Annotated in this window: 16 protein-coding genes; 7 read left to right on the top strand and 9 right to left on the bottom strand. The window is 72.9% G+C overall.

The window, feature by feature from the left end:
- Positions 1 to 8: 8 nt before the first annotated feature.
- The 5 genes from ACFYW5_RS13685 to ACFYW5_RS13665 form a co-directional block, all read right to left on the bottom strand.
- Entirely contained in the window at positions 9 to 638 is a 630-nt protein-coding gene (locus ACFYW5_RS13685; RefSeq protein ID WP_389417143.1) for an MBL fold metallo-hydrolase, read from the bottom strand.
- A complete protein-coding gene (locus ACFYW5_RS13680; protein WP_389417142.1) occupies positions 638 to 1,723 on the bottom strand; it encodes an S-(hydroxymethyl)mycothiol dehydrogenase in 1,086 nt (361 codons plus the stop codon). The genes ACFYW5_RS13685 and ACFYW5_RS13680 overlap by 1 nt, the downstream gene beginning before the upstream one ends.
- Before the next feature lie 89 nt (positions 1,724 to 1,812).
- Positions 1,813 to 2,649 (bottom strand): SDR family oxidoreductase, encoded by an 837-nt coding sequence (locus ACFYW5_RS13675; RefSeq protein WP_389417141.1) that lies wholly within the window; start codon positions 2,647 to 2,649, stop codon positions 1,813 to 1,815.
- A gap of 120 nt (positions 2,650 to 2,769) precedes the next feature.
- The gene (locus tag ACFYW5_RS13670; RefSeq protein WP_389417140.1) at positions 2,770 to 3,684 is read right to left on the bottom strand and encodes a DNA-3-methyladenine glycosylase family protein; all 915 of its coding nucleotides are present in this window, start codon (positions 3,682 to 3,684) and stop codon (positions 2,770 to 2,772) included.
- Positions 3,685 to 3,757: 73 nt separating this feature from the next.
- Positions 3,758 to 4,048 carry a hypothetical protein gene (locus ACFYW5_RS13665; protein ID WP_389417139.1) on the bottom strand — a complete coding sequence of 97 codons (291 nt, stop codon included), beginning with the start codon at positions 4,046 to 4,048 and terminating at the stop codon, positions 3,758 to 3,760.
- Between the two features lie 168 nt (positions 4,049 to 4,216).
- Here ACFYW5_RS13665 and ACFYW5_RS13660 point away from each other — a divergent pair, with 168 nt between their 5' ends.
- Positions 4,217 to 4,582 carry a nuclear transport factor 2 family protein gene (locus tag ACFYW5_RS13660; protein WP_389417138.1) on the top strand — a complete coding sequence of 122 codons (366 nt, stop codon included), beginning with the start codon at positions 4,217 to 4,219 and terminating at the stop codon, positions 4,580 to 4,582.
- A gap of 77 nt (positions 4,583 to 4,659) precedes the next feature.
- The gene (locus tag ACFYW5_RS13655) at positions 4,660 to 5,865 is read left to right on the top strand and encodes a glycosyltransferase (RefSeq protein WP_389417469.1); all 1,206 of its coding nucleotides are present in this window, start codon (positions 4,660 to 4,662) and stop codon (positions 5,863 to 5,865) included.
- A gap of 230 nt (positions 5,866 to 6,095) precedes the next feature.
- Here ACFYW5_RS13655 and ACFYW5_RS13650 read toward each other — a convergent pair whose 3' ends face one another.
- A complete protein-coding gene (locus tag ACFYW5_RS13650) occupies positions 6,096 to 6,299 on the bottom strand; it encodes a hypothetical protein (protein WP_389417137.1) in 204 nt (67 codons plus the stop codon).
- Between the two features lie 359 nt (positions 6,300 to 6,658).
- Between ACFYW5_RS13650 and ACFYW5_RS13645 the strand changes: the two genes are divergently transcribed.
- Together ACFYW5_RS13645 and ACFYW5_RS13640 are read left to right on the top strand one after the other, a co-directional pair.
- A complete protein-coding gene (locus ACFYW5_RS13645; protein ID WP_389417136.1) occupies positions 6,659 to 6,916 on the top strand; it encodes a hypothetical protein in 258 nt (85 codons plus the stop codon).
- The gene (locus ACFYW5_RS13640) at positions 6,903 to 8,150 is read left to right on the top strand and encodes a glycosyltransferase (protein ID WP_389417135.1); all 1,248 of its coding nucleotides are present in this window, start codon (positions 6,903 to 6,905) and stop codon (positions 8,148 to 8,150) included. The genes ACFYW5_RS13645 and ACFYW5_RS13640 overlap by 14 nt, the downstream gene beginning before the upstream one ends.
- A 47-nt stretch (positions 8,151 to 8,197) precedes the next feature.
- Here the strand turns inward: ACFYW5_RS13640 and ACFYW5_RS13635 are convergent, their stop codons facing one another.
- Positions 8,198 to 10,054 carry a cellulase family glycosylhydrolase gene (locus ACFYW5_RS13635; RefSeq protein ID WP_389417134.1) on the bottom strand — a complete coding sequence of 619 codons (1,857 nt, stop codon included), beginning with the start codon at positions 10,052 to 10,054 and terminating at the stop codon, positions 8,198 to 8,200.
- Between the two features lie 68 nt (positions 10,055 to 10,122).
- Entirely contained in the window at positions 10,123 to 12,090 is a 1,968-nt protein-coding gene (locus tag ACFYW5_RS13630; RefSeq protein ID WP_389417133.1) for a GTP-binding protein, read from the bottom strand.
- A 191-nt stretch (positions 12,091 to 12,281) separates the two neighbouring features.
- On the opposite strand from ACFYW5_RS13630, the gene ACFYW5_RS13625 reads away from it, so the two are divergent.
- The gene (locus tag ACFYW5_RS13625) at positions 12,282 to 13,382 is read left to right on the top strand and encodes an XdhC family protein (protein WP_389417132.1); all 1,101 of its coding nucleotides are present in this window, start codon (positions 12,282 to 12,284) and stop codon (positions 13,380 to 13,382) included.
- 24 nt (positions 13,383 to 13,406) lie between these two features.
- Here the strand turns inward: ACFYW5_RS13625 and ACFYW5_RS13620 are convergent, their stop codons facing one another.
- Complete coding sequence (locus ACFYW5_RS13620) at positions 13,407 to 13,907, bottom strand: metallophosphoesterase family protein (RefSeq protein ID WP_389417131.1); 501 nt, start codon at positions 13,905 to 13,907, stop codon at positions 13,407 to 13,409.
- Between the two features lie 123 nt (positions 13,908 to 14,030).
- Here ACFYW5_RS13620 and ACFYW5_RS13615 point away from each other — a divergent pair, with 123 nt between their 5' ends.
- On the top strand, positions 14,031 to 15,956 hold the full coding sequence (locus ACFYW5_RS13615) for a glycosyltransferase (protein ID WP_389417130.1): 1,926 nt from the start codon (positions 14,031 to 14,033) through the stop codon (positions 15,954 to 15,956).
- Between the two features lie 4 nt (positions 15,957 to 15,960).
- The gene (gene rfbC / locus ACFYW5_RS13610; RefSeq protein WP_389417129.1) at positions 15,961 to 16,557 is read left to right on the top strand and encodes a dTDP-4-dehydrorhamnose 3,5-epimerase; all 597 of its coding nucleotides are present in this window, start codon (positions 15,961 to 15,963) and stop codon (positions 16,555 to 16,557) included.
- Positions 16,558 to 16,569: the final 12 nt, after the last annotated feature.

Here is a 16,569-nt window from a genome sequence, read left to right as displayed (position 1 = left end):
CGGTGCCGTCAGTGGCCCCGGGCGATCCACTCCTCCAGGTGCGGGGCCTCGGCGCCGATCGTCGTGGGGTCGCCGTGGCCGGTGAGGACCTTCGTCTCGGGTGGGAGCGTCAGGAGGCGGTCGCGGATCGAGTCGATGATCGTCGGGAAGTGGGAGAAGGAGCGGCCGGTGGCGCCGGGGCCGCCCTTGAAGAGGGTGTCGCCGGTGAAGACGGTGCCGAGTCCGGGGTCGTACAGGCAGACCGCTCCGGGCGCGTGCCCGGGGGTGTGCAGGACGCGCAGATCGGCGCCGGCCGCCTCGATGACCTGTCCGTCCAGGAGGTGGGCGTCGGGGTCGCGGTCGGGGTGGGTCTGCTTCCACAGCGGCAGGTCGTCGGGGTGCAGCCAGATCATGGCGCCGGTGCGCTCGGCGAGCGCGGGCGCGGCGTCGATGTGGTCGTTGTGGGCGTGCGTGCACACGATGGCGGTCAGCCGGCGGTCGCCGACGGCCTCGGCGATGGCGTCGGCGTCATGGGCGGCGTCGATGACGACGACCTCGTGGTCGTCGCCGACGAGCCAGACGTTGTTGTCGACGTCCCAGGTGCCGCCGTCGAGGCTGAACTGCCCGGAGGTGACGAGGCGTTCGATGCGGGCGGCCATCACAGCACCACCACCGAGCGCAGGACGTCGCCTTCGTACATCCGCTCGAACGCCTTCTCCACATCGGTGAGTTCGATGGTCTCCGTCACGAACGCCTCCAGGTCGAGGCGGCCCTGGAGATGCAGGTCGATCAGCATCGGGAAGTCCCGGGAGGGCAGACAGTCGCCGTACCAGGAGGACTTCAGGGCGCCGCCGCGGCCGAAGACGTCGAGGAGCGGGAGTTCGAGCTTCATCTCGGGGGTGGGGACGCCCACCAGGACGACCGTGCCGGCCAGGTCCCGGGCGTAGAAGGCCTGCCGGTAGGTCTCGGGGCGGCCCACGGCCTCGATGACGACGTCGGCGCCGAAGCCGCCGGTGAGTTCGCGGATCGCCTCGACCGGGTCGGTGGTACGGGAGTTGACGGTATGGGTGGCACCCATGGCGCGGGCCTTGTCGAGTTTGCGGTCGTCGATGTCCACGGCGATGATCTTCGCGGCGCCGGCCAGGTTGGCCCCGGCGACGGCCGCGTCCCCGACGCCCCCGCAGCCGATGACCGCGACCGTGTCGCCCCGGCTCACGTTCCCGGTGTTGATCGCGGCCCCGATGCCGGCCATCACTCCGCACCCCAGCAACCCCGCGACCTGCGGGGACACCGCCGGGTCGACCTTGGTGCACTGTCCCGCGGCGACCAGCGTCTTCTCCGCGAAGGCGCCGATGCCCAGGGCCGGGGAGAGTTCGGTGCCGTCGGTCAGCGTCATCCGCTGCCCGGCGTTGTGGGTGTCGAAGCAGTACCAGGGCCGCCCCCGCCGACAGGCCCGGCAACGCCCGCACACCGCACGCCAGTTGAGGACGACGAAGTCGCCGGGTGCGACCTCGGTGACGCCGTCGCCGACCGACTCGACCACGCCCGCGGCCTCATGACCGAGCAGGAAGGGGAACTCGTCGGAGATTCCGCCCTGTTTGTAGTGCAGATCGGTGTGGCAGACACCGCAGGCCTGGATCCGTACGACGGCCTCGCCGGGACCGGGGTCGGGGACGACGATCGTCTCCACCCGTACCGGTTCGTCCTTGCCCGGTGCGATCACGCCGCGTACCTGCTGAGCCATGGTGGCGACCCCTCTTCCGTCAAGCGGTGTCCGTCTTTCCGACCCTACGCGTGACTGATCGGAAACGGCACGCGACTCCGGGATACGGCTCAGCCCCGCAGTACCTGTTCCAGCGACATGGCGGGATGGCCGGTCAGGTCCTCGATCGCGGTGGTCACCCCGGCCAGGGAGCCGTCGGCGATGGCCGTGTAGGTGGAGACCCAGGCGTCGAGCTGCCAGTCCGGTGCGCCGTGGCCCGCGCGGGAGGCGTAGGCCTCCTCGACCGTCTCCGGCATGTAGGAGACGGGGCGGCCGGTGACGGCGGCGATCGTGGCCGCGATGTCGCTGAGCCCGAGCGCCTCGGGCCCGGTCAGTTCCCAGGTACGGCCCACGTGCCCGGCCGGGTCGCGCAGGACCGCGACGGCGGCGTCGGCGATGTCGTCCTGGGCGACCACGGCGGCGTGTCCGTCGCCGGCCGGACCGCGGATGACGCCGTCCTCACCGACCAGGGCGGGCATGAAGTCGGCGTACAGGTTGTCCCGCAGGAAGGTGAACGGCACCCCGCTGGCGCGCAGGTGCTGCTCGGTGTGCCAGTGGTCGCGGGCCAGGGTGAAGGTGGCGTCGGGGGCGGCGCCGTAGAAGGAGACGTACACGAGGTGGGTGACCCCGGCGGCCGCGGCGGCGTCGATGAAGGTGCGGTGCTGCCGGACGCGGTCGGGGGTCTCCGAGGCGGAGACCATCAGGACGCGGTCGGTGGGGCGCAGGGCGCGTGCGACGGCGTCGTGGTCGTCGTAGGCGCCGGGTACCGCGGTGGCGCGGGGCAGTTCGGGGGCGCGGGCGGGGGTGCGGACGAGGAGGGTCTGGGGGATTCCGGCGGCGGCCAGGCGGCGGGCGATCCGTCCGCCCAGGCGGCCGGAGGCGCCGGTGACGGCGTAGGTGGGGGCCATGGTGACTCTCCTTGCGGGGGCGAGAGGGCCATCGATCCGTATCAGAGCGTTCGATCCGTATCAGACAGGTGTGCGGTCGGCCGGAGGCGACACGCTGCGGCCCGCTCGCCGGAGGGCCGGCTAGGCGAACGGCCCGGCACGGGGTGCGCGCGGGCCCCTGCGCGGGGCCGTGCCGGGGCTGAGTTCGAGCAGGCGGACGACGCGGTAGCGGTGCGGGCGGAAGGGGGCGTAGAACGTCTCGACCTCCTCGTCCGCCAGGGGGCGGCCGAGGAGGGCCAGGCCGGTCATGGTGGCGAGGTGGTAGTCGCCCAGCGGCAGCGCGTCCGCGTCGCCCAGGGCCCGGTGGCCGACCTGCGCGGCGGTCCAGACGCCGACGCCGGGCAGCTTCGCCAGCAGGTCGTAGGCGCGTGCCGGGTCACCGGCCGCCCGCTCCAGCCGCGCCGCGTGACGGGCGGCCTCGACGAGGGTCGCGGACCGGTGCAGGTCCACGCCCGCCCGGCGCCACTCCCAGCTGGGCACGGTCCGCCAGGTCTCGGGGGGCGGGGGCAGGCGCATGCCGTCGGGAGCGGGGCCGGGCGGCGGATCGCCGTACCGCCGGACCAGGCGGGCGAAGGACGCGAAGGCGTCCAGGCCGACGACGCGTTGCTCCAGCACGGCAGGTACCAGGGCCTCGAAGAGGCGTCCGGTGCACGGGACCCGCAGACCGGGCAGCCGGCGCACGGCGCCGCGCAGGACCGGGTGGCCGGTCCGGAACAGCTCGGGCCGGTCGTCGGCGCCCAGTTCGCGACGCACGGAGTCGGCGAGTTCGGCCGCTCCGGGCCCCCAGGCGTCGATGCGGAGGTCGTCCAGGCGCTGCTGGCGGACGCGGTAGGTGACCGGTCCGGAGGCGGTCAGCGCGGTGCGCCACAGCGAGCCGTCGGGCTCCAGCCGGTGCGTGGGGTCGCGCGGGCCCCGGCGCAGGCTGCTCAGGGTCAGGCGGGCGTCGACGGGGAAGCCGGGCTGCCAGTGCACCGACCGGTCCGGTGGCTGCGGCATCGCTCACGCTCTCCGGGGGACATGCCGAGGGCCGCCCGGCGGTCCGGGCGGCCCTCGGGGGTACGACGGGTCATTACCGGATACCGGGGAGCAGTCCCGTGACCGGGGAGACCATGCCGGTGACCTGCTGCAACTGGTTCAGATCCCGGACCCGGTTGAGCTGGTTCAGCTGCACGGAGGGCCGCGGGATCGCCGTCTTGTGCTCCTTGGGGATGTCGCTCACGGCGAGTGAGTCGAGCATCCTCGTCGGGCTGAGCCCGGCACCCGGGGCCTTCGCCTCGGCCGCGCTCGCCAGCGGAGCGGCGAAGCCGGTGGCAGCGGCGGCCAGACCGACGGCGGCGACGATACGTCGTGTTGAGATCATGTCGGGAGCAACGCCGCGGGGGCCCCGCCGGACACGGCCGCGGGATGCGGCTCACCCGTCAGGCGGACCGCCGCGGCTGGGCTTGCCGCGGCAGCCGGGGCGGAGGAGCCTCGAAGGAGAGGCTCTCGCGGCACGCTCCCGAGGCCGCGGGCCTTCGAGGAGGTCACCATGGGCAGCGCGGCAGGCCCCGGCTTCGACACCGAAGCCCTGCGCCGGGGTATCGAGGGACACACGGCGACCACGCTCATGTCGCTGTACGCGGACGACGCCGAACTGCGCGTCGTGGACCGCAACACCCAGCCCAGCAGTCCCCGGGTGCTGCACGGCCGGGACGAGATCGGCGAGTTGCTGGAGGACGTCTACAGCCGCGACATGTCCCACAAGCTGGAGCGGTGCGTCGTCGAGGGCGACACCGTCGCCTTCACCGAGTCGTGCCAGTACACGGACGGGGTGCGCGTGCTCGCCGAGTCGATGGCGTCCGTGCGGGACGGCAAGATCGTCGAGCAGACCATGATCCAGGCCTGGGACGAGTAACGGGGCCGGGGCCCCCGCGAGTTGAGCGCGCGGCGACGATGCGCCGGGCCATACTGGCGGTCGTGCGCGTAGCGATCATGACGGCGGGGTCCCGGGGCGATGTGGCGCCCTACACCGGTCTGGGGCATGCGTTGGCCCGGGCGGGACATGAGGTCACTCTGGTCACCCACGGCTGTTTCGAGCGGCTGGTAGCGGGGTCGGGGCTCGGTTTCCATCCGCTGCCCGTCGATCCGCGGGCGGAGTTGGAGTCCGCCCGCGGACGGGGGCTGCACAGCAGTACGACCGGTGTGGGGAAGCTGATGCGGGTGTCCGCACTGGCGCGGGCGCTGGTGGGGAGGATGACGGACGACCTGGTGGCGGCGGCGCGCCGCAGTGACGTCCTGCTGCTCTCCAGCTCGCTCGCGCCGCTCGGGCGCACGATCGCCGAAGGGCTTCGGCTGCCCGGCATCGGCGTCTACCTCCAACCGCTCGCTCCCACCGGGGAGTTCGCGCCCCCGGTGCTCGGAGGCGGTTCCTGGGGCGCCGTGGGCAACCGGGTCGCCGGACACGGGGTGAACTGGATGATGGACCGGATCTTCGCGTCCACGCTGCCCTCGGTGCGGACCCGGCTGGGGCTGCCGCGTACGGGCGGCGCCGGTGTCCTGCCGGTCCTCCACGGCTTCAGCCCGCTCGTGGTGCCCCGCCCCCGCGACTGGCGGCCGGAACTGGACGTGACCGGCTACTGGTGGCCGTACGACGTCGACACCCGGCTCCCCGCCGAGGTCGAGCACTTCCTCGGCGCCGGGGAGCCGCCGGTCTTCGTGGGACTGGGCAGCGCCACCGTGCCCGACCCTCGCGGGCTCAGCGCCCGGATCGTGCGGGCGCTGCGGCGGGCCGGGCTGCGCGGGGTGATCCAGCGCGGCTGGGGCGGGCTGGCGGCGGACGGCGAGGACATGCTGACCGTCGGCGAGCTGCCGCACTCCGTGCTGTTTCCCCGGATGGCCGCCGTGGTGCATCACGCGGGTGCCGGGACGACGGCGGCGGGGCTGCGCGCCGGGGTGCCTGCCGTGCCGGTGCCGGTCCAGTTCGACGAGGGCTTCTGGGCGGAGCGGCTGGTCGCCCTGGGCGTGGCGCCCCGCCCGGTGCCGCTGCGCGGTCTGACGGTGGACGCCCTGGCCCCGGCCCTCGCCCGGGCCGTACGCGATCCCGGCCACCGGGAGCGGGCGCGGGCGCTGGGCGTACGGATCCGCGAGGAGGACGGCACGGCACCGGTGCTGGCGGCGGTCGAACGGCTGGCGGAGTAGGACGCGGGGGCCTCAGCCCGCAGAGCGGCGCTGAGCGGGGCCTGGGGCTTCTCGAGCAGGCGGCGAGTCGAAGCGGCAGCGGATCGTGCCGAGTGCAAGCGGGCGTACGAGCTGGACTACGCGGTGTTCCGCGCGCTGCGCGGGGAGTTCCCGCTGTCGGCGTGAACGGACCGGGGCCCCTCGTGCACGGCGAGGGGCCCCGGTCCGTCGGAGCGTCGGGCCTGTCCGGCTCAGATGTCGAACGGGCCGTTGTGGCAGACCGCGCCGCCCCACTTGATCTCGGCGGTCTCGGCCTCGAGCGTACCGAAGTACGGGCTGCACGCGACGTGGTCGCGGTCCTTGGAGCCGTCGTCGTCGGCCGCGGCGGTCGCCGCACCCGTGGCGGTCACGGCAGCGGTAAGGGCGATGACGGCCAAAGCGGAACGAATGCGCATGGGATTCCTCTCGCGGTGGTGCTTGGTCAAGCCCAGTGGTCCCCGTTCACCGCCGCCCACACACGCTGTTCCACCCGTCCGGGTGCGCTCCGCCCGGGTCAGCGCTCGAGATGCACCCGGCTGCCGACCTCGGTTCACCCACCCGGCCCAGGGGGCGGTGAGGATGTCGAGAAACGCCTGCTCACGTCGTCGTGGGCACCGGCAGGACCTGTGCGGGCCGGGGCGTCTCACCCGTATCGCCCGGTCCTGTCGCCGCCGGGCGAGGGGCTGCCTACCTTGTGAGGAGACCACCCCCGGCAGATCCGGCGGCCTTCCTGGAATCGGCTGCGGGCCGGTCAGCACACGGAACGGAGTGCGGCATGGGGCGGGCGCAGGAGCATTACGACATCAGGTTCGAGCCCACTCGTCTCGTCTCCCGGCAGGGGGCGGTGGTGCTGACCGCTCTCGCTCTCGTCATGTGGGTCGTGGCGATCTGGCTGGCGCTGCTGCTCCTGGGGCGTGAGCACATCCTTGAGCAGATCTTCTTCGTCGCCGGGGTCTCCTTCGCCGTCGCGTGGATCGTCCTGCTCGGCGGCGTGTGGCTGAGACGACGCGAGGAGCGCCGTGAACCCCGTTGAGCTGCTGGTCTTCAACTTCATCGTCTTCTACCCGGTGGCCACCGCCGCCGTGTGGATCGCCGGGGGAATCCTCTTCCGGTTGCTGGAGGAGCGGCAGAGGATCCTGATCCCGCCCGGCGGCTGGCCCGGGGTGACGGTGCTGGTACCGGCGTACAACGAGGAGCTGGTGATCTCCCGCTGTGTCGAGGCCCTGCGCCGCATGGATTACCCGGTGCTGGAGCTGCTGATCCTCAATGACGGTTCCCGTGACGACACGGTGGCCGTGGCGCGGAAGGCGGCCGGTGACGATCCACGCGTGACGGTGCTGGACGACGGCACCAACCTCGGCAAGGCGGACCGGCTCAACGACGGGATGCACCGGGCGCGGCACGACCTGGTGATGGTGACGGACGCGGACACCCATGTGCACCCCCAGGCCCTGAAGTACCTGGTCGCGCGGATCTCCCGGTCCCGCCGGTATGCCGCCGTGGCCGGCTGCCCGCTCGTGACCAACCGCGGCAAGCTGATCAGTGCGATGCAGGTACTGGAGACGGCGTCGCTGATCGGGCTGATGCGCCGCACCCACGCGCTGGTCGGCCGGGTCGGCACCGTCGCCGGAGTGCTGGGCCTGTTCCGCCGGGAGGCCGTGCTGGCTGTCGGCGGTTACGACGCCAGGATGGCGACCGAGGACATCGAACTCACCTGGCGGCTGCTGCTGCACGGGTACCGGACCAGCTTCGAGCCCAATGCCCTGGTGGGCATGGAGGTGCCGGTCACCGTGCGCAGCCTGTGGAAGCAGCGTGCCCGGTGGTCACGAGGACAGGGCGAGGTACTGCGCACCCACGGAAGCACCGTCTTCCGGCCACGCCACCTGGGCCTGTGGCCGATCGCGGGGGAGGCGCTGCTGTCGTTCCTGTGGGTGCTGACGCTGCTGGGCACCACCCTCTACGAGATCGTCCGGATGATCGTCCTCCAGGAGGTGACCGAGATGTGGTGGACGCTGAGCTGGGGTGTGGGCATCGCCGTGATGTCCACGATCCAGCTCACCGTGGCCGCGGTCATCGTCCTGCGCCGCGACCCGGTGCTGGCCAGGTCCTACCTGCTGGAGCCGTTCTATCCCCTCGCGTACTGGACGATCAACGCGCTGGCCGCCATGTTCGCCGAATCCGTGGGCTTCCTGCGCGGCCCGCGGAAGAAGCGGGTGACGTGGGACATCCAGCGTGACAGCGGCGGCAACCCGATCGCGGGCGGCTGAGACGGCGAGGCACCGGGCGAGGCCGGAGGACGAAGAACGAGCTCCGGTCACTGCCCGGCGGCCCACGCCGACAGCTCGGCGCGGGCCGCGGTCAGCAGCTCCGGGGAGGGCGCCGAGGCGCCGTTGGTCACCAAGGCGTAGTGCAGGACGCCGGAGTCCCGGTCCGTGAGGAGCAGGCGCCGGCTGCCGGTGCCGCCGGGCTCGGGGGCCGCGGCGACGGGGGCCGCGGGGGTGTACGACGGCGGCGCGTACGCCGTGCCCAGGTCGGAGACGACCGTGGTGGCGGCGGTCGGGAAGGACGCGGGCAGGTGGAGTTCGGTGGGCGCCGAGCCGCTGTTCGAGCGCCACAGCAGCAGACCGTACTGGCCGGTCCCGACCAGCCGTGCCACCTGGGGCAGCGAGCTGGGCACCGGGTTCCAGGTCAGGGTCGTGGAGCCGTCGCGGGAGCGGTCCTCGTAGGTGAAGGCGACGGTGGTGCCCGAGGTGGCGCTCGGGTAGACACGGTCCAGGAGGCGGGGGTCCTGGCGCAGGACGGGGGTGCCGGCGTCGTCGAGGCGTACGGCGGACAGGTCCTCGTCGTTCCAGGCGTCGCCGGCGGTGAGCACCTTGTCGGGGTTGCCGTTCATCAGCTCGTGGTGCCGGCCGTGGTAGATGTCCCACTGCCACTGGCTGCCGGACAGGACGGGACCGGAGGCCGTCGGGTCGGACCACCAACTCGCGCCCTTCACCCGGGAGTCGAGGGCCTGGTACATCGCCTTGAGGACGGTCGGCGCCTTGTCGGAGACCGGCCCGGCGAGCGGATGCCCGAACTCGCTGACGATCGCGGGCGTCCCGGCCGCCCCTGCCCGATCGCGGACGGTGCCGAAGTCGCCCGTGTACTGCCCGTCCTGGGCCTTGCCCCACATGAACACCCCGGAGATGGCCTTCTGGTCGTAGAAGTGGGTGTTGAAGACGTACCGCGGTCCGAGTCGCCCGGCGTCCAGCAGGCCGCCCTCCTGTTTCTGGAAGTCGAGGTTGGCGTTCCAGAAGAGGTTCGGTTCCACGAAGGCGGGTTTGTCCTGCCAGCCTGCCGCGTCCATGCGCGCCCGGAACCGCTCGTAGAACGGCCACAGCACGTCCCGTTCCCATGTGCGGCTGGTCTGCCCGGAGTCGAGGACGCCCGCGTGCGGTTCGTTGTAGGGGTCGAAGCCGACGATGCTGGTGAACTGCGCGACGCTGACGTTCTGCCGGATGTACGCCATGGTCGTCTGCGCGGTGGTGAGGAAGGCGTCCTGGAGGCCGTGGGCGTTGTGCCAGAAGTCGTACGACGCCCGCTTGACGGCCTCGTTCTGGGTGATGTTCTGACCCCAGAACAGGCAGATGCCGCAGAACTCGTCCGGGTAACTTCCCGCCTCGACCGCCCACTTGGGGGCGCCGTCGCCGGTGTACCAGCTGTCGGCGTCGAACAGGTGGCGGGAGTAGAGGTCCTGGTGGAAGTCGGGGTAGACGCGGATGCCGGCGTCGAGGAAGGCACGGATCTGGGCCGTGGCGGCGGACAGGTAGGCGGGGTCCACCTGGCCGCGCACCGGTTCGGCGTAGGCCCAGGAGAGCAGGAAGCGGACGGTGTTGCCGCCGCCGAGAGCGCGCAGCGCGGTGGCGGATTTGCGCGCGTCGGCGACGGAGGCGAAGGGCAGGCCGCTGTTCTCGGCGAGCTTGGTCTCGCCGGAGACGTTGTAGCCGCGCAGCACGACCTCACGGCCGTGGCCGTCGGTGAAGCGGCCGTCCCGCACGGTCAGGGCCGTCTCGTCGAACCACAGGGAGTCGGGGAGGGCGGGGGCGGCGGTGGCCGGCCGGGGGCCGGTCACCGTCAGGCATCCGAGGAGGAGGACCAGCACAACGAGCACACGCGCACGTGTAGTCGGCATGTTCCCTACAGTCCGGGGATTCCGGGGTGCCGTCAACACTTCTGACTCGTAAGTAAGTTGACTGTCGGTCAGTTCACTCGGCGCGTCACGTTCAGCAGGTACTCCTTCCGGTTCAGCGGGTTGTGGTCGGTGCGCGCCCGCTCGGGGACCGTGCCGCGGGTGACCGGTGCGTAGTGGTCGAAGGCGCTCTCCAGCTCGCCCTCGCCCCGGGTGAGCCCCGGCAGCCGCTGCTCCAGCTCGTGCACCCGGGCCGCGGGCACCGCCCCGTCGAGGAGACAGGCCGCCCCGCGGGTCTCGGTGGACCCCGGCACCGCGCCGAGCGCGGCCAGCACCGGCAGCAGGGCGCCGAGGGTGTCCGCCGGGGCCTCGAGGCGGAAGCGGTGCATCGGCTCGTACACCTGGGTGCCCGCGCGGCGCAGCGCCTCGATCAGGACCAGCGGGGTCAGGCCGCGGAAGTCGTAGCCGGTGCTGGACATGCTCTTGTCGAAGCCCTGGTGGGCGTGGCTCTGCCGGGGCGAGTAGCCGCAGTGCGTCATGGTGACCGCGCAGTCGGGGATCCGCCAGCCGTGCAGGCCCTGGCCGAGGGTCTCGCGGACGGTGTCCTCGACGGCCTTGAAGAAGGCGTACGGCATGGAGCCGAGTTCCACCTCCAGGGCGAAGGTGACGCCGGTTCCGGCGGGGGCGGGGTCGACGCGCAGGCCGACCGTGGCCAGGAAGGGGTTGGCGTCCTTCTTGTTGAACTCGACGGCCGCCCCCGATCCCACCGGCCGCTCGATGCACAGCGGAGTTGTTTCCCGGAAGGTGACCTCCAGGCCGTAGTCGTCGGCGAGCGTGGCCTGGACGACCTCCTTCTGCACCTCGCCGTAGAGCGAGACCGAGGTCTCCCGGCGCACCTCGTCGTGGCGCAGGCCGATCAGCGGGTCCTGTTCGGCGAGCTGGGTGAGCGCGACATGCAGGGCCCTGGGGTCGGTGCCCGGGGCGGGCACGACGACCGTCTCCAGGGTGGGCGGGGCGAAGAAGTGGCTCTCCGCCTTGCGGGGCCGCCCGAGCGCGTCGCCGATCCTGATGTCGGCGAGGCCCCACAGCTTGGCGATCCGGCCCGCCGGGACCTCGTCGCGGCGGACGTCGCTGCCGTGCTCGAAGACGCTCGCCGCGGTGACCTTGCCCTCCCTGCGGGTGGCGCCGAACAGGACGGGGACACGGACGCGCAGCGTTCCGGAGAACATCCGGGCGTAGGCGATCTCCTCCCCCGCCGGGCCGCGCTCCACCTTGAAGACGGTGCCCGAGACCGGGCCCCCGGGGTCCCCCTCGGCGGGGGGCAGCAGCTCCTTGATGCCGCCGATCAGCGCGTCCACGCCCGCTCCGGTCACGGCCGAGCCGAAGTACACCGGGTGGACCAGGCACTGCCGGGTCTGGTCGAGGAGGGCGGCGCGCAGGCGGTCGTCGCCGACGGTGTCCTCGACGTACGCGGTGAGCAGGGCGTCGTCGTGGTCGGCGAGGACATCGAGCGCGGACGGGCCGAGTCCCGGCGTGAAGGCGGCCTCGCGGGTGCCGAGCCCGGCGGCGCGTCCCATCGGCGCCACGGCGACACCCAGCCGCCGGGTGAGCGCCCGCAGCAGCTCCCGCTCCCGGGCCCCGCGCCGGTCGATCTTGTTGACGAAGATCAGGGTGGGGATGCGCAGCCTGCGCAGGGTCCGCATCAGGACCCGGGTCTGCGCCTGGACCCCCTCGACGGCGGAGACGACGAGGACGGCCCCGTCGAGGACGCCGAGCACCCGCTCCACCTCGGCGATGAAGTCCGGGTGGCCGGGGGTGTCGATGAGGTTGACCGTCACGTCGTCGACGAGGAAGGAGACGACGGCGGACTTGATGGTGATCCCGCGCCGGCGCTCCAGCGCGAGGGTGTCGGTCCGGGTGGTCCCGGCGTCGACGCTGCCGATCTCGTCGGTGACCCCGACCGAGTGCAGCAGCCGCTCGGTCAGGCTGGTCTTACCGGCGTCGACATGGGCGAGGATTCCGAGGTTGAGCAACGGCACGAAGCGTCATGTCCTTCGATGAGGGGGTGATTCCTTCCTGGGGGGACATGAACGCAGTGCGCATGGAAGCTCCTCGTGGTGCGATGTCGGTCCCGTGCAGTGCAGCAGCAGCGGCCCCGCACCGGCAATGGATTAACGTTCAACGAACCCGGTCGGGGTACTCGGTGCGGCGCGGGTGAAAGGAGCCGGCCATGCGTGACGTACTTCCGGTGCTGGGCGCCTGGTACGCGGCGGGATCGCCCTTCGGCCTGGCCACGGTCGTCGCGACGAGCCGCAGCGCGCCGCGCGATCCGGGGGCCGCGATGGCCGTGGGGCCGGACGACGAAGTCGTGGGCAGTGTGTCGGGCGGCTGTGTCGAAGGGGCGGTGTTCGAGCTGGCCCAGGAGGTCGTGGCGAGCGGCGAGGCGCGCCTGGAGACCTTCGGCTACAGCGCCGAGGACGCCTTCGCGGTGGGGCTGACCTGCGGCGGCGAGATCACCCTGCTGGTACGTCCGGTGACGGCCGCCCTCGACGCGTCCTTCGGCGCGGTCGCGCGGTCCGTGGCCGCCGGCGAGCCGGTCACCGTGGCCTCGGTGACCGACGGGCCCGCGCCGCGCGGGGCGACCCTCGCCGTCTGGCCCGACCGGGTCCTCGGCACCCTGGGCACGGCGGGACTCGACGCGGCGGTCACCGCGGACGCGCGCGGCGAACTCGCCCTCGGGGTCACGGGACTGCGCCACTACGGGCCGCACGGCGAGCGCCGCGAGGACGCCGTCGCCGTCTTCCTGCACTCCTTCGCGCCGCCGCCGCGGATGCTGGTCTTCGGCGCGATCGACTACGCGGCCGCCGTCGCCCGGATCGGCGACTTCCTCGGCTACCGGGTCACCGTCTGCGACGCCCGCCCCCTGTTCGCCACCCCGAAGCGCTTCCCCGAGGGCGTGGAGGTCGTCGTGGACTGGCCGCACCGCTATCTGAACGGCACGGACACCGACGCCCGCACGGTGATCTGCGTCCTCACCCACGACCCCAAGTTCGACGTGCCCCTGCTGGAGGAGGCCCTGCGCAGACCCGCCGCCTACATCGGGGCGATGGGCAGCCGCCGCACCCACGACGACCGGATGCGGCGGCTGGCCGCGGCCGGGCTCACCGGGGCCGAGCTGTCCCGGCTGCGCTCACCGGTGGGACTCGACCTGGGGGCCCGTACGCCCGAGGAGGTCGCCGTGTCGGTCGCCGCCGAGATCGTCGCCCTGCGCTGGGGCGGCACCGGCGCCCCGCTGACCGCCACGGAAGGGGCGATCCATACGGCGCCCTGACGTCCCGCCCGGGAGCCGCCCCCGTCAGCGCGGTGGCAGGCGGTGCAGTTCCACGTCCGTGAGGGAGCCGTCGGCGAGCGTCGCGGTGAGATAGGTGCAGTGCGGCTGGCGACGGCGGTCGGTCGGCGAGCCCGGGTTGAGCAGGCGCAGCCCGGTCGGCGCGGTGGTGTCCCAGGGGATGTGGCTGTGCCCGAACACCAGCACGTCCAGGTCCGGGAAGCGGGCGGCGCAACGCGCCTCACGGCCCTGGGCGGGGCCGGTCTCGTGGACGACGCCGAAGCGCAGGCCGCCGAGGTCGGCACGGGCCACTTCGGGGAGCCGGGCGCGCAGTTCGGGGCCGTCGTTGTTGCCGTACACCGCGATCAGCCGGCGGCTGCGGCCCTCCAGCAGGTCGAGGGTGGCCGTGTCGACCCAGTCCCCGGCGTGGATCACCACGTCGGCGTCCGGCAGTTGAGCGAGGAGCGGACCGGGGAGGGCGCGGGCGCGCTTGGGCAGGTGGGTGTCGGACATCAGCAGCAGACGCACCCTGCCAGGCTACGACTCGGGCCGGGCGGAAGGTGCAAGCGCCGGGGAGCGGGTTAGCATCGGGAGGCGCACCGTGCCGCACCCAGCAGACGCAGGCGACGACCCGAGGGGACTTGGAGCGCGATGCCGGTCAAGGTCAGCGTCATCGTTCCCGTGTACAACCCGGGGGCGTACATCGAGGACTGCATCTCCTCGCTGCTGCGACAGTCCCTGCCTCCCGACGAATACGAAGTGATCTTCGTCGACGACGGCTCCACCGACGACACACCCGGTCGGCTCGACGAACTCGCCGCCGAGGAGCCCCGGGTGACGGTCGTGCACCAGGAGAACTCCGGCTGGGCGGGCAAGCCCCGCAACGTCGGCATCGCCGCCTCGCGCGGCGAGTACGTGATGTTCGTGGACAACGACGACCACCTCGGCGACGAGGCCCTGGAGCGGATGTACGACTACGGCGTGGCGAACGCCGCCGACGTCGTCGTGGGGAAGATGGCCGGCCAGGGCCGTGGCGTGCCGGTGGAGCTGTTCCGCCGCAACCATCCGCGGGCCACCGTGGAGAGCGCGCCGCTGATCGACAGCCTCACCCCGCACAAGATGTTCCGCCGCGCCTTCCTGGACCGCATCGGCCTGCGCTTCCCCGAGGGCAGGCGGCGCCTGGAGGACCATGTCTTCGTCACCGAGGCCTTCCTGCGGGCGGACAACGTCTCGGTGCTCAGCGACTACGTCTGCTACTACCACGTGCGCCGGGACGACGACGCCAACGCGGGCTTCCAGCGCTTCGACCCGGTCGGCTACTTCAAGAACCTGCGCGAGGCCCTGGACGTCGTCGAGCGGCACACCGAGCCGGGACCGCTGCGCGACCGCCTCTTCCGCCGCTGGCTGCGGGTGGAGATGGTCGAACGGATGCGCGGCAAGCGGCTGCTGGCCCTGCCCCCCGACTACCGCAAGGAGCTGTTCCGGGAGATCCACTCCGTCGTCGTCGAGCGGTTCGCGCCCGGTGTCGCGGCCGGACTGCAGCCCACCCAGCAGGTCGTGGCGGCGCTGATCGCCGCCGACCGCTACGACGACGTGGAGGCGTTCGCCGAGTGGGAGGCGGGCATCGTCCTCAAGGCCGTCCCGGAAGGGCTGCAGTGGGCGGACGGCACGCTGCGGGTCTCCTTCGCCGCGGAGTACCACTTCGGCGGGGCGCCGCTGACGTTCGGCGCCCCGGGCGGCGGCGATCCGCTCCAGGCCCCGCCGAAGGACGTCACCGAGGCCATCGCCTGGGTGAGCGCCGACACCGTCTCCCGGTTCGGTGCCGCGACCGCGGACCTGCTGCTGCGTCGGCGCTCCGACGCCGCCCAGTACTTCCAGCCGGTGCAGTTCACCCGGGAGACCGTGCCGACCGAGGACCCGGGACGCTTCCGGCTGATGCTGCGGGCCACGGCCGACGTGGACCCGGCGCGGGCCGCCGAGGGCGCCCCGCCGGCCGGCGGACTGTGGGACGCCGTGGTCCGGGTCAAGCTGGGCGGCTGGACCAAGGAGTGCCGGCTCGCCCCGGCCCCGCGCGCCGAACGCCCCACGGTGCCCGCCGGAGTCGTCGCCGGGCGGGTGGTGCTGCCGTACTGGACCGCGCGGCACCTCTCGCTCGCCCTGGACGTCGACCGCGCGAGCCGCAGCCTCGGGCTCGGCCGGATCCCGCCGGAGTCGGTCACGGTCACGGACGACCGGCTCAGCGCCCCGGTGCCGCTGTACGTGCCGCACGACACCGACGTACTCGTGCGGCTGACCGCGCGGGGCAAGGCACTGGACGCCAACGGCACGCTCCGCGCGGCGCCCGACGGCTCCGGGGCGCTGCTGACGGCGGCGCTGCCCGCCCTGGTGATGGGCGGCACGACCTGGCGGACCGCGCTGATCCCGGCCCCGGACGCGGCCGAACAGCGGCTGCTGGCGCTGCCGTTCGCGCTGCGCGCCGGGGCGCACGGGGTGCGGGTGCGGCGCACTCCCCGGCCCGGGGTGCTGCGCCGCCTGGGACGCAAGGCGAAGGCCCTGCTCAGGGCCCGACGGAGGTGACGGAGTGCGCTCACTGGGGATCGACGGTGCCTGGCTGCTGGAGCCCAAGGTGTTCCCGGACGACCGGGGCACCTTCCACGAGTGGTACCGCGGCGAGGAGTTCCGCGAAGCCACCGGCTACGACCTGACCCTCGCGCAGGCCAACTGCTCCGTCTCCCGGCGGGGCGTGGTGCGCGGCGTGCACTTCTCCGACGTGCCGCCCGGTCAGGCCAAGTACGTGACCTGCGTGCGGGGTGCCGTCCTGGACGTCGTGGTCGATCTGCGCACCGGTTCCCCGGCGTTCGGGCAGTGGGAGGCGGTCCGCCTCGACGACGACACCCGGCACGCGGTGTTCCTCGCCGAGGGCCTCGGACACGCCTTCATGGCCCTCACCGACGACGCCACCGTCATCTACCTGTGCTCCACCGGCTACGCCCCGGACCGCGAGCACGGCGTGCACCCGCTCGACCCCGGCCTGGCCCTGCCCTGGCCCGAGGACGTGGAGCCGGTGCTCTCCCCCAAGGACGCCGAGTCGCCGTCCCTGGCCCAGGCCCTGCGCACCGGGCTCCTGCCGTCGTACGAGGACTGCGCCGCCCACTACAGGTCGCTGCGAGGCGCCTAGCACCGGCCCACC

The sequence above is a fragment of the Streptomyces sp. NPDC002779 genome (assembly GCF_042888685.1).
In the GTDB taxonomy this organism is placed as follows: Bacteria; Actinomycetota; Actinomycetes; order Streptomycetales; family Streptomycetaceae; genus Streptomyces.
The sequence above is the reverse complement of the archived record's forward strand: the minus strand, read 5'-3'. Positions and strand labels throughout refer to the sequence as shown.